This is a genomic window from uncultured Flavobacterium sp. (assembly GCF_951805225.1).
Classification (GTDB): domain Bacteria; phylum Bacteroidota; class Bacteroidia; order Flavobacteriales; family Flavobacteriaceae; genus Flavobacterium.
In genome coordinates this window covers 431,436-445,552 of sequence record NZ_OX638201.1, presented here as the reverse complement: position 1 = coordinate 445,552, position 14,117 = coordinate 431,436, and the positions used below count along the sequence as shown (strand labels likewise).

The 14,117-nt window shown below is 32.6% G+C and carries 11 protein-coding genes; all 11 read right to left on the bottom strand.

Features of this window, described 5'->3' with window-relative positions:
- Positions 1-113 precede the first annotated feature (113 nt).
- Positions 114-2,834 (bottom strand): DNA gyrase/topoisomerase IV subunit A, encoded by a 2,721-nt coding sequence (locus WN975_RS01940; RefSeq protein WP_337964965.1) that lies wholly within the window; start codon positions 2,832-2,834, stop codon positions 114-116.
- A 24-nt stretch (positions 2,835-2,858) separates the two neighbouring features.
- Complete coding sequence (locus WN975_RS01935; protein WP_337964964.1) at positions 2,859-3,965, bottom strand: PDDEXK nuclease domain-containing protein; 1,107 nt, start codon at positions 3,963-3,965, stop codon at positions 2,859-2,861.
- Positions 3,966-3,984: 19 nt separating this feature from the next.
- The gene (locus WN975_RS01930) at positions 3,985-5,856 is read right to left on the bottom strand and encodes a DNA topoisomerase IV subunit B (protein WP_337964963.1); all 1,872 of its coding nucleotides are present in this window, start codon (positions 5,854-5,856) and stop codon (positions 3,985-3,987) included.
- Between the two features lie 162 nt (positions 5,857-6,018).
- On the bottom strand, positions 6,019-7,194 hold the full coding sequence (pncB, locus tag WN975_RS01925; protein WP_337964962.1) for a nicotinate phosphoribosyltransferase: 1,176 nt from the start codon (positions 7,192-7,194) through the stop codon (positions 6,019-6,021).
- A gap of 88 nt (positions 7,195-7,282) precedes the next feature.
- Positions 7,283-8,266: a transglutaminase domain-containing protein gene (locus WN975_RS01920; protein WP_337964961.1), complete on the bottom strand. Its 984-nt coding sequence runs from the start codon at positions 8,264-8,266 to the stop codon at positions 7,283-7,285.
- A gap of 44 nt (positions 8,267-8,310) precedes the next feature.
- A complete protein-coding gene (locus tag WN975_RS01915) occupies positions 8,311-9,288 on the bottom strand; it encodes a transglutaminase domain-containing protein (RefSeq protein ID WP_337964960.1) in 978 nt (325 codons plus the stop codon).
- A gap of 3 nt (positions 9,289-9,291) precedes the next feature.
- Positions 9,292-9,816: an NAD(P)H-dependent oxidoreductase gene (locus WN975_RS01910; RefSeq protein WP_337964959.1), complete on the bottom strand. Its 525-nt coding sequence runs from the start codon at positions 9,814-9,816 to the stop codon at positions 9,292-9,294.
- Positions 9,813-10,772: a YihY/virulence factor BrkB family protein gene (locus WN975_RS01905; RefSeq protein WP_337964958.1), complete on the bottom strand. Its 960-nt coding sequence runs from the start codon at positions 10,770-10,772 to the stop codon at positions 9,813-9,815. Before WN975_RS01905 ends, WN975_RS01910 begins: the two co-directional genes overlap by 4 nt.
- Before the next feature lie 355 nt (positions 10,773-11,127).
- Positions 11,128-11,802 (bottom strand): hypothetical protein, encoded by a 675-nt coding sequence (locus WN975_RS01900; protein ID WP_337964957.1) that lies wholly within the window; start codon positions 11,800-11,802, stop codon positions 11,128-11,130.
- An 8-nt stretch (positions 11,803-11,810) separates the two neighbouring features.
- A complete protein-coding gene (locus tag WN975_RS01895) occupies positions 11,811-12,488 on the bottom strand; it encodes a TIGR02117 family protein (protein ID WP_337964956.1) in 678 nt (225 codons plus the stop codon).
- Positions 12,489-12,980: 492 nt separating this feature from the next.
- Complete coding sequence (gene ychF, locus WN975_RS01890) at positions 12,981-14,075, bottom strand: redox-regulated ATPase YchF (protein WP_053473683.1); 1,095 nt, start codon at positions 14,073-14,075, stop codon at positions 12,981-12,983.
- Positions 14,076-14,117 lie beyond the last annotated feature (42 nt).

Sequence of the window (14,117 nt, the reverse complement as noted above, 5' to 3'; positions counted from 1 at the left end):
AATAAGTCTGCTAAAAATTATAAAAGTATAATTATAGGATTTTTAACTCTTGAGAAAAAATGTCTTGCATAAAAAAACGCTAAGAATTAATCTTAGCGTTTTCAATTTTTATGTTATTCTAAAACTAAACCAATCTGGCCGTCGTCGTCTAATTCTGTTTCAACCACATCATCTTCTGATAGTTCTGGTTTTTCAGGAATTTCCTCAACCGGTTCTTCATAAGGCAATGGTTCTAATAAATTAACTTGTTTTAATTTTTCTGCTGTCAATTGATTTCCTAATGCTTTAAATCCTTTTACGGCAATAAAATCTTCAACATCGATATGTAAGTCTTCTTTTTGAACTCCTTTTACTTTTGCAAAAACCAATTGCGCTAACGGACGATAATCTGTTGAGACAATTTCTAATTGAGAATTTGGATGATCTGTAATAAAACTTTCTTCTTTTCCTTCATTTTCTACAAGGAAACGTTTTAGGAAATAACGTTCTTTTTCTCCATCGTAATAAATTGCAGAAATTGGTTTTTTAGGTTTCCATTTTTCCAAAATAATCATATCTTCCTCAAAATGAGTCGACAATTCCGGAATAATGACTTTTAATTTTCCTGTTTGGCTAATAACTAAGATTTTATCACTTGGTTTAAATTCACCTAATAATTCACCTCTGGCATCAACATTTAAACGTTTAACGGTATCATCAAACCAAACTTTTCTTGGAAGTAAAGTAGAAATTCCTTTTTCTTTTAACTCGATTTTCTTGATTGGATATTTCGTTACCAAATTTCCTTTTGATGCACGTCCTTTAATCGCCAATTTAGCAAAATCAATATCAAATTTTAGTTTCTTAATCGTTCCTACCTGACGCAATAAGATTGTTACAACCTCAGCTTCTCCGTTTGGATTATGCGAAAAATAAACAACCTGAGAACCATTTGTTCCGTTAGTCAAATCGTAAGCTTTATCTCGAGTAACTCCCGAAACATTGAAACGTTTGATATAAGAAGGACCAGATTTACCATCACGATACATCATGTTATAAATCGTACGTTTATCGCTCTTATCAAAAACAGCAACATGTATAATATCTTTTCCGATAAATGTTTTTGCATCAACTTTTGTTATCATCAATGTTCCATCTCGTAAAAACACAATAACATCATCAATATCAGAACAATCACCTACGTATTCGTCTTTCTTTAAACTGGTTCCTACGAAACCTTCGTCACGATTTACATATAATTTTGTATTACGTAAAACTACTTTTGTAGCCTCAACGTTGTCAAAAACACGAAGTTCAGTCTGACGTTCGCGACCTTTTCCATATTTCTCTTTTAATCTAGTAAAGTACGCAATGGCAAAATCAGTAAGATTCTCCAAATTATACTCAACCTCTTTCATTTCGTCTTCTAACTTAGCAATAAAATCATCGGCTTTATCAGAGTCAAAACGCGTAATACGAATCATTGGAATTTGAGTCAATCGCTGTAAATCTTCATCAGTAATTTCTCTGACAAATGATTTTTTGAACGGCTCAAAACGGTCATATAAATATTTATAAAGAGCTTCTCTATCTGAATATAATTTGAAATCAATGTACATTTCTTCACGAATGAAGATCTTCTCTAAAGTAGAGAAATGCCATTTATTTTTTAATTCTTCTAATTGAATTTCTAATTCCTGACGAAGCAAATCAACGGTTCTGTGTGTCGAAATTTTCAACATTTCAGAAACTCCAATAAACAAAGGTTTATTATCCTCGATAACACAACCCAAAGGCGCTACAGAAGTTTCACAAGCTGTAAATGCAAACAAAGCATCGATTGTTTTGTCTGGAGAAACGCCCGGGAAAAGGTGAATTAAAATCTCAACATCTGCCGCTGTATTGTCTTCAATTTTCTTGATTTTGATTTTACCTTTATCATTGGCTTTCAAAATACTATCAATCAAAGTCGTTGTATTGGTCGAAAACGGAATTTGCGTAATCACCAAGGTATTCTTGTCAAGTTGTGCAATTTTAGCACGAACACGAACACGTCCGCCACGAAGTCCGTCATTATAATTGGACACATCGGCAATACCTTGTGTCATGAAATCAGGATATAATGTAAAGGCTTTTCCTTTTAGAATCTTGATCGAAGCGTCAATTAGCTCATTGAAGTTGTGAGGAAGAACTTTAGTCGAAAGACCAACTGCAATTCCCTCTGCTCCTTGCGCCAAAAGCAACGGAAACTTTACCGGAAGATTGTTTGGTTCTGCACGACGACCATCGTATGAAACTCCCCAATCGGTAATTTTTGGAGAATACAAAACCTCCAAAGCAAATTTAGATAAACGTGCCTCAATGTAACGAGAAGCCGCAGCTCCATCGCCTGTTAATATATTTCCCCAGTTTCCCTGGCAATCAATTAGTAAATCTTTCTGACCAATTTGTACCATAGCATCACCAATACTCGCATCTCCGTGTGGGTGATACTGCATCGTGTGTCCTACAACATTGGCAACTTTATTATAACGGCCATCATCCAACTCTTTCAAAGAGTGCATAATACGACGTTGAACCGGTTTAAAACCATCTTCGATCGCCGGAACTGCACGTTCCAGAATTACGTACGAAGCATAATCCAAAAACCAGTCTTTGTACATGCCCGTTACTTTCGTAATAACGTCTTCTCCTTCTTCTTCGGTATTTTCGTAAAAATGCTGCCCCTCAAAATGTTTAGCATCTACATCGATAATTTCATCATCATTCCCTTCTTGATTTTCATCAAGCTGATTTTCTTCTGAATTATTTTCGTCGTCGTTTGGAATTATGTTATCGTCTTCTTCGTCTTTCATTTAATTATATTCGAAATTATAATTTTAATATTTGTTTTCGATGAGTTGTTTTAAAACCTCAACGCTTGGCAAAACGGTTTTATATTTACTGGCAAAAATTTGCTCATTATTTTCTGGTAAAGTATATTTTACTACAGATTCACTTTTATTTTGGCACAGTACAATTCCAATGGTTTTGTTTTCATCTTCCAATCGCATTTCTCTGTCGTAATAATTGACATACATTTGCATTTGACCTAAATCCTGATGTTTTAACTCGCCAATTTTCAAATCTATAAGTACAAAACATCTTAAGATTCTATTATAAAAAACCAGATCAATTCTAAAATGTTTATCATCAAATGTAATTCTTTCTTGTCTTGCAACAAAAGTAAAACCATGACCTAATTTTAGTAGAAAATGCTCTAGTTTATTAATGATTTCTTGTTCTAATTGAGATTCCGAATATTGATGTAATTCCGGTAATCCTAAAAATTCAAGTATATAAGGATCTTTAATAAGATCTTTTGGTTTTTCTATTATTTGACCTTTTTCAGAAAGTTTTAAAATTCCTTCCTTATCTCTACTTAAAGCTAATCTTGTATAAAGCGCCGTATCAAATTGACGTTTTAACTCTCTAACACTCCAATTATGTTTTTCAGATTCGATTTTGTAAAAACGTCTTTCCTTTTCATCATCAATTCGCATTAAAAAAATATAATGACTGAAAGTCAGCTTAAAAAATGAAGACAAAGTTTGATAATCTAGTCTCTCAAAAAGCGCAGACAGTGTCTGCGCTTTTTGAGATTTGAATTCCGCAGTCAGTGACTGCGCTTTTTGAATTTGTAAAATCCTAGTCAGTGACTCAGATTTTGAATAAGTCATATAGAACTGTCTTATTTGTTCTAGATTTCTAAGAGAAAATCCTTTCCCAAACTCCCTTGTTAATTCCTTTGAAAGGCTTTTTAATAACTGCTTTCCATACTCTGCCCTATCATTCCCATTTTGTTCTTCTTCAACAATAATTCTTCCAATTTCAAAATAAGTAATTGTCATTGTTGAATTTACGGTACGCAAAACCTGTTGTCGGGCATTTTGCAATAACTCCGCAACTTGTTTAAAAATGACTTTATTTTGAAGACCGTCTGGCAATATATATTATTTTAAATTTCTAAACTTCCTCTTCAACCGCATCCAATTCAACCTTCAAATTCTTGATGATAAACTCTTGTCTGTCCGGAGTATTTTTTCCCATATAGAAAGACAATAATTGCTCAATCGAAGTATTTTTATCCATCATAATTGGATCAAGTCGAATGGTTTCTCCAATAAAGTTTTTGAACTCATCTGGCGAAATCTCTCCCAAACCTTTAAATCGGGTAATTTCTGGTTTTGGTTTTAGTTTCTCGATCGCATCTTTTCTTTCTTCATCTGAATAACAATAGATGGTTTCTTTTTTATTTCGAACCCTGAAAAGCGGTGTTTGCAAGATATATAAATGTCCTTCTTTGATTAACTCAGGAAAAAACTGAAGGAAAAACGTAATCAATAACAAACGAATGTGCATACCATCAACATCGGCATCGGTTGCGATTACGATATTGTTATAACGCAATTTTTCCAATCCGTCTTCGATATCTAAAGCCGCTTGCAGTAAATTGAATTCTTCGTTTTCATACACAATTTTCTTTGTCATTCCGTAGGAATTCAAAGGTTTACCACGTAAACTGAAAACCGCTTGAGTATTCACATCACGCGACTTTGTAATCGATCCGGAAGCCGAATCTCCCTCGGTAATAAAAAGCGTACTTTCTAAGTTTCTAGGATTCTTTGTATCTGGAAGATGCGCACGACAATCTCTTAATTTTTTATTATGAAGATTCGCTTTTTTAGCACGATCTGTCGCTAATTTTCTAATTCCTGATAATTCTTTACGCTCACGTTCAGCTTGCAGAATTTTACGCAATAATGCTTCTGCTGTTGGAGGATTTTTATGTAAATAATTATCTAATTTATTCTTTACAAAATCGTTTACAAACGTACGTACAGAAACTGGTGGCGTTCCATCATCAGAACCCATATCTGTAGAACCTAATTTAGTTTTGGTCTGAGATTCAAAAACCGGTTCCATTACCTTGATACTAATCGCACTTACGATCGATTTACGAACGTCAGATGCTTCAAAGTTTTTGTTGTAAAACTCACGAATCGTTTTTACAATAGCTTCTCTGTAAGCCGCTAAGTGCGTTCCTCCTTGTGTAGTATTCTGACCGTTGACAAAAGAGTGATATTCTTCGCTATATTGCGTTTTACTGTGCGTTAAAGCGATCTCAATATCGTGATCTTTCAAGTGAATAATTGGATATTCAAGATCTTCAGCATTTATAGTTTCTTCTAATAAATCACGAAGTCCATTTTCCGAAATATATTTTTCACCATTAAAAATAATCGTCAAACCATTGTTTAGGTAACAATAGTTTTTAACCATTTTAATTACATATTCCATACGGAATTTGTAATTTTTAAAGATCGATTCATCCGGCGTAAAAGTAACTTTTGTTCCTTTTCGCTTCGTAGTGTCGATTATATCTTCTTCTAAAACTAAATTTCCTGCTGAAAACTCTGCTCCTTTTTGTTTATCATCACGAACAGATTCTACTCTAAAATAATTTGAAAGTGCATTTACTGCTTTTGTTCCGACACCATTTAAACCTACTGATTTCTGGAAAGCTTTAGAATCGTACTTTCCTCCGGTATTCATTTTCGAAACAACATCGACTACTTTTCCTAACGGAATTCCACGTCCGTAATCACGAACAGAAACCGTTTTATCCTTGATAGTCACTTCAATAGTTTTTCCTGAGCCCATTACGAACTCATCGATACAGTTGTCTAAAACCTCTTTTAACAGAATATAAATACCATCATCCGGCGAAGATCCATCTCCCAATTTTCCGATATACATCCCGGGACGCATACGGATATGTTCTTTCCAATCGAGTGATCGAATATTATCTTCGGTATATTGATTTTGCTCTAGCATAAAGTAAATTGGATTTTTGGCTAATGTACCATTTATAGTCAAAAAATGAAAGCGTATTTCTTTTTTGTTACGAATTATAACAGCTTTGAATTCTATTTAAATTGATTTTAAAATAATACGACCGTTAAAAATATAAAAAATCAACTTTGAAACAAAATAATACTATTTGATTCCCAGTACTTCTTTAGCCAATTCAATCATTTCGGGCGTTCCCGTGTTTTTATTCTTCTCGTCAGAAAGTTTTACAACTCCTTCCCAATATCTGTTTTCAAGTTTAACTTCGGTTAGTTTTATAACCATATTCATAGATGGCAAACCTACATCATTGGTAAAATTGGTTCCTATACCAAACGACATTTTGATTTTATCTTTACAAAAATCGGTTATACTTTTTACTTTATCATAATTTAAAGAATCCGAGAAAACAATCACTTTAGATTTCGGATCAATTCCCATTTTAGTATAATGTGAAATTACTTTTTGGGCAAACTCAATTGGATCTCCGCTATCATGACGAACTCCATCAAAAAGTTTAGAATATTTTTTATCAAATTGACTAAAGAAAATTTCAGTCGTATAAGTGTCCGTCAAGGCAATTCCTAAATCTCCACCATAAACTTGCGTCCAATGCTCGAGACTCATAAAATTAGCCATTTTAAACCCATATTGCGCCGCATGAAACATAAACCATTCATGTGCATGAGTTCCTAAAGGCCTGATATTATTAACCATTGCAAAATGTACATTGCTGGTTCCTATAAAACTTTCTGAACCAAATGTTCGTAGTGTATCATTTATCAAAACATGCACATCATAAGAATGACGACGTCTTGTACCAAATTCTAAAATCGAAACTCCAAGTTTGTTATAATTATCTATTTTGTTTTTGGTAAGCTCTTTTACAGCTTCGTCGTTTAAGCGAATTAAATGATTGGATTTATAAAAAAGCTCCGAAATCAAAGCCATCAAAGGCACTTCCCATAAAATCGTGCGATACCAATATCCTTCAACAGTAACTTTTATTTCTGATCCTTCCTGACTAATTTGAACTTCTGACGGATCATAAACATATCCGTGTAAAAAGTCGAAATACGTTGGATCTAAATACGGACAATGATGCGATAAATATAGTTTTTCTTCTTTTGTCAATCGCAAATCGGCCATTGCATCAACAGATTTTCGAAGTAAATCTGCAAATCCTGGCGGAAAAACATGTTTTCCCCTATTTATAAAACCATAACGAACTCTTGCCTTTGGAAAAAGTTTTATTACAGTATGCTGCATCGTAAATTTGTAGAAATCATTATCTAAAATTGATTTCAGGAAAGTTGTTTCCATAATCTGGCACTGTTAATTATCAAAAACCGTAATTGCTAAGATACGTCAATTCGATAAAAGAAGAAAATCCTTTAGACAAACATCTGGATTATATTTGTTTAGGAACAATTTTAAAAGCTACAAGAGCTCGGTTATAAAGAAAAAAAGTTATAAATCGGCCATATTTTCTATTATAAGTAACCTGAAATTCTAATGCTCCGTCTTTTTCTTTTGCGTTTTCAATATTGACATGTTCTTCTTTCTTATTCAAATAATAAAGATTCTCGATTCTTGAAATATTTTTAATTTGAAAAGTTATTTTATCGCCATCATTTGCATGAACAATTCCTGAATATGGAGCTGAAATTTCGCAGGAATTATCTACATATTCATCATAAATAAGTGGTCCATTTAAAAACGCTTCTTTATTTCCGGTGTTACCTGCATACATTGACGATTCTGGAAAATGTGTCATGTAGAAATATTCCGGAGCCATATCAAAATAAATTGACGTAAATTTCTTTACAACAACTTGACGCTTCTCATCAAAATACCCATTTCCCCACGTAGCATCAATTAAGATCCATTTTCCGTCGATTTGAACTGTATTCCAAGCATGATTTGATCCTAATCTTTTTCTTCCAATATCATTCAATAATCTTTTAGAATCTCCAACTACGACCTGACATTTTAATCCCGATAATGTAGCCAAATGCTGGTACAATAAAGAAAATCCTTCGCATACTCCTTTTTTAGATCTAAATGTTTTCTGAGTTGTACTTGTATGCGCTAATTGAATTTGTTTGGCATTCTCTGCTTCATTCTTAGAAGTAAAAGTTTTTGGTTCTGGCGGATTTAAATACGTTTTTAAGTCATAATCCAAATTCAAAGCAATCCAACTATAAATTGCTCGCGCTTTATCATGTTCTGATGTAAAATCTTTTTTTATTCTTTCGGCTAATTTTTCTGTACTTCCAAAACTTGGATATTTCAAAACAAGACTATCAATCGCGCTGTATTGTTGTGAATAAGATAGATTGATAGAAACAATATTTAATAAAAAGAATGCAAAGACGATTTTTCTTAGTGTCATAAGAGGTTTAAATTGTAAAAAGTAAAATTTAATAAGTTGTTTTATTATTTTGGAAGTATTTTGAAAGATGCGATACTATTTTGATACAAAAAGAAAGTAATATAAGATCCCATTTTTTTATCATAAGTAACCTGAAATTCTAATGATCCTCTTACTTCTCTTGGATTTTCGATTTTAGTTGCTTTTCCTTTTTTCACATAAAAAAGTGTATCTGCTTTTGAAATATTTTTAATTCTGAAAGTAATTTTATCTCCATCATTTGCTTCTATAATTCCCGAATCAGGCGATAAAATTTCATAATTTCCTTCGATTGTTGCATCAAAAATAAGAGGTCCATTTAAGAAATCGTCTTTGTTTAATTTTTCATTCAGATAAACTCCCGAATCAGGAAAATGTTTCGCAAAAAAGTACTTGGGATCAGTATCAAAATAAACAGAATTAAAATAATTCACCATTGCTTTTTTGTTACTGTCATAATATCCTTGTCCCCAGGTTGCATCGACCAAAATCCATTTTCTGTCAATCTGAACCATATTCCAGGCGTGATTTGATTGTAAATTTTCGCGGCCAATATCACTCAATAATCTTTTTGAATCGCCACGAATAACTTCTGCTTTCAAACCAACTAAAGTAGCTAAACGCTGATATAAAAGTGTAAAACCTTCGCAAACCGCTTTTTGAGAATCAAATGCTTTTTGCCACGTTTTATCTTTTAATGCTTCTATTTGTCTCTGTTTTTCGGCTTCATTTCTGTAGCTAAATCGTATTGATTTTGGCGGATTTAAATAAGCTTTGTAGTCGTATTTTATATTCAAAGCAATCCAGCTGTAAATCGCTCTTGCTTTATCATGTTCTGTTGTAAAATCTTTTTGAATTCTTTCGGCAAGACTTTCTGTAGAACCAAAATGCTTGGGATATTTCAGTACTATATTATCAATCGCATCGTATTTTTGAGAATACGACAAATGCGGAAAAATAAAACTCAGGAAAAGGAATATGAAGGCAATCTTTTTTAGGATCATAGATTAAAAACTAGACTTAATAATGTCTTTTAATTCTTTATCTAACTCTGTATTTGAGATTTTATTTTCCTCCAGATTAAAATTAGCATTGAAAGTTGGTAATGAATAAGTCGCTTTGATTTGTGCCCCATATCTTGGCAAAGCATTATTGGCAATTTCTAAAACTGAAGCTCCTCCTCTAGGTCCCGGAGAAGTTGCTAATAATAAAGTAGCTTTTTGCTGAAAAACCTCTTTGGTTATTCTGGAACTCCAATCAAACAAATTTTTAAAAGCCGCAGAATAATTTCCATTATTTTCTGCTAAAGAAATAACTAAAACATCAGCACTTTCTATTTTTTTCAGAAAAGCTTTTGCAAGTTCATGCTGACCGATTTCTTTTTCTAAATCAACACTAAATAATGGCATTGCAAAATCATTCAAATCCAAAACTTCGACGTCTGCATTTTCAAATAAGCTTGCTGCATAAGTTGCAAAATGTTTGTTGATAGAATGCTGACTGTTACTTCCTCCAAAGGCTACTATTTTCATGGTTTCTCTTTTTGTAATGTTTCTTCTATGGGTTCTTTTTTGGGTTTGTCGATTTCATAAATTTCTTTTGCTATTTCTACAGAATATTCGTTTGGATAAATTTTTCCTCCATAAGACTTAGCATAGACTTTCGTAAATTCTGCTCCAAAGTAAAGAATTATTGCCGAATAATAAACCCAAACCAGAATTATTATAACAGAACCTGCCGCACCATACACAGAAGCAACCGTAGAACTACCTAAATAAAAACCAATGGCAAATTTACCAATCATAAAAAGGACAGCTGTAACTCCTGATCCTATAAAAGCATCTTTCCATCTTATTTTTCCATCAGGCAATGTTCTAAAAATAATGGCAAAAAGAGTTGTAATACTCGCCAGCACAATAACTAGGTTAACCACATAAAATAAATAAACAGTACTCTCTGGAAAATATACTTTTAAACGTGAACTCAGTAAGTCTAAAGTTGTACTTATAAAAAGACTGACCAACATTAAAAATCCTACTGAAGCAATCATAGAGAATGACATTAAGCGATTTTGAATAAATTTCTTAATCCCTTTGTCTGGTTTTGCACGTAATCCCCAAATAAAATTTATGGAACTTTGTATTTCAGCAAAAACTCCAGATGCTCCAATTAACAACATAACGATTCCAAATACTGTTGCAAAAAGATTATCGCCGGATAACTGCACATTTTTTATAGCTTCCTGAATTTGACTCGCCGCGCCATTACCTACCAAACCATTAATTTGTCCATACAATTCTCCTGTTACAGCTTCTTCTCCAAAAAAGAAACCACAAATTGTGATTATAATAATTAATAAAGGCGGCAAGGCAAATATGGTGTAATATGCCAATGCTGCACTCAGCTTAATTGCATTATCATCGTTAAATTCTAAAAAGGTATTTTTTAGAAGAAACCAAGTTTTGGAGAATATATTTTTAATTTTCATGAACTGTATTTTTGATATTCTCTCAAATTTAAGGAATTTTCAAAAATTTTGAATTCTTGTATTTTAGATGAATTTTATATTTTAACCATGTTTAAATTTCATTTTTAATATATCTGTGTAATATGTGTAGTCCGTACGAGACATTTGCGTGGGGTGATTTTCTGGAACATTTTCTACCGATATGTTACTCCTAACGGAGTATATTTAGTAAAACAATATTTCAAAAATAACAAAACAATGCCTCTAGTTAATATATCTCGTAGAGATTAAATGTCGGTAGAAAATAATCATCCCCACACAAATGTCCCGTAGGGACTACACATATTACACTTGAAAATAAAACAAATCAAAAATCTTATTTTGAAACCTTTTTATACTCAGCATCCGTTCCCAAATGTTTAATTTTAAAGATATTTTTAAACTCACGTCGCGTTGGTTTTATTAAATATGAAGTTGAATCTAACATTTTACCTTTAATTTGGGTAACTGAATCTAACTTCTTTAAATCTTCTTTTTCATAAAGATTTTTAAACTTAATTGTATTTTTTTCAATTGAAAGAAACTGAACATTCCAAAATACAGAATCTTTTCTACTTAAAACCAACTGACCATTAATACGTTTTGCTTTCTGATTTAGTGAAAATCTAAATAAAGTATCAATCATTTTCCGTGTCAAAAGTATTGAATCGCCTTTTGGTTTTAGGTTATATTCTGCTTTAAAATCTTTAATCACCAGTTTACCATTTATAATATTATAATCCTCTTTTAAGGAATCTAAAGCCTTTTTATGAATGATATTTGTATAGAAATATTCTCTTAAAATTCTATCCTCTTCAATTCTAATAAAAGTTGAGTCATCATTCCTATACAATCCTCTGAATTTAGATGGAAAGCCCGTTAATTCAGAATCATTATAAGGTTGTGGATTTTCAAAATAAAAAGCCAAACAGTCTTCGCAAGCTGGAGCATCAGCTTTTTTACATGAAGTTAAAACAACAAGTAAAATGAGAATTAAAATTATCTTTTTCATGGCTACTTTTATTGATAATGACAAAAAATCCCTTTATCATAAATCGTCCATAAACTTGCTTTTTGATTGGCGGCTTTTAGTGCGCAGTTTGCCCAGGTATTACAAGTATAAAACAAACTGTAACTTCCTTTTGCTTCATAAAAAGCATCTTTCTTTCCGTAGCTATAACCTTGAATCCATTCCGGATTTGTGGGATTATTGAAACTTTCTGAAATATAGGCGACTAACTTTTGATAGTTGTCTTTTGAAATCAGGATACGTTTACAATTTTCGCCTTCTTTTAGTTGTTTAAAAAACGTAGTATGCATTGCAGATGAACTGACTCCGAAAATAGCTTTTAAAGCCGTACTTGCTTTCAAATCTGACCATTCCGGCGTATGCAAATAAAATCCTTTATCGCCCCAGCCAAAAGCTACAAATTGCATTAAACTATCTTTTGATTGTGTTTGACTGAATTGGATTTCGTTTCGCCAATCTTTAATTTCAGTCGTAATTGGAACCACAATATCAGTATGAACTCCGTTGGAAAGTATGTAAATAGGAATCGCGTCTTTTTCGTCAACTTGTACAATATCAGAATTGACAGTAATTTTAGAAATTAAATAAACGGAGATTACATAAAGAACAAGAAAAGTAATGATTCCGAGGATTGTCCAGCCTAGAAATTTGAAGGTTGTTTTTAGCATTTTGGTTGGTTGTTTTAGGTTAATGAAGTGGTCTTTTTTGTTGTAACCAATTTTTAAGCCAAAAAAATGATGGTCCGCGGATTATATGGATTCGCTAATGCGAAAGCGCGGATTTAAAAGGATTTTTTTTATTATTTATTTTTTTGTGATGATAAAAAAGCGACTGGAAGAAGCTGTTTTTATACCAGATCCAAAAATAAATTCAGGAAAAATCTTGAAATGTAAATCTGAAAATTATTTCTGAAAAATAATACGCGGATGATACGGATTCGCTAAAGCGAAAACGCGGATTTAAACGGATTTTTTTATTGTTTTATGCGGATTTTTTTGTCGAGCTTCTCGTGTGATTTCTCGTTCCTCGAAATGACAAACTTTATGCAAAGAATATCATTTCTTTTTTTAGCATAAAAAAAAACTGCTGAATTTCTCCAGCAGTTTTAATCTATAATCTTTATTCTTTCTTCTTTTATCTAAAAAAATCTCCAGAAAAAATTAAACGTTAAAACGGAAATGCATTACATCACCATCTTTTACTACGTATTCTTTTCCTTCTACTTTGAATTTTCCTGCTTCTTTTGCTTTTGCTTCTGAACCATATTGAACGTAATCTTCGTATGAAATTACCTCAGCACGAATGAATCCTTTTTCGAAATCAGTGTGGATAACTCCTGCTGCTTGTGGCGCAGTTGCTCCAATGTTGATTGTCCAGGCACGAACTTCTTTTACACCTGCAGTAAAGTAAGTTTGTTGTTTTAATAATTTGTAAGCTGCACGAATTAAAACTGATGCTCCTGGCTCTGTTAATCCCATATCTTCTAGGAAAACCTGGCGCTCTTCGTAGCTTTCTAATTCTGTAATATCAGCCTCAGCTCCTACTGAAAGGATAATTACTTCAGCATCTTCGTCTTTTACTAATTCACGAACCTGATCTACATATTTGTTTCCGTTTACTGCTGAATTTTCGTCAACATTACAAACGTATAATACTGGTTTTGCAGTAATTAATTGAAAAGATTCCATTAAAACTTCTTCGTCATTACCTTGAGGAGTAATTGTACGAGCAGATTTAGCTTGTAATAATGCTTCTCTGATTCTGTCTAAAAGTGCTTTTTCAGTTTGTGCTTCTTTATTTCCTGTTTTAGCAGCACGATTTACTTTCTCTAAACGTTTTTCAACAGTTTCTAAATCTTTTAATTGTAACTCGATATCGATCGTTTCTTTGTCACGAATTGGATTTACATTTCCGTCAACGTGAACGATATTATCGTTATCAAAACAACGTAAAACGTGAATAATAGCATTACACTCTCTAATGTTTCCTAAAAATTGGTTTCCAAGACCTTCACCTTTACTTGCACCTTTTACCAAACCTGCGATATCAACAATATCAACTGTTGCCATTTGTACGCGCTCTGGTTTCACCAATTCTTCTAATTTGTTGATTCTTGGATCCGGAACGTTTACAACACCAATATTAGGTTCGATTGTACAAAACGGAAAGTTCGCACTTTGCGCTTTTGCATTAGATAAACAATTAAATAATGTTGATTTTCCAACATTTGGTAATCCTACAATTCCTGCTTTCATCTGTTGTTTCTATTTATTTTTTATTTGATCCTGAATTTCTCA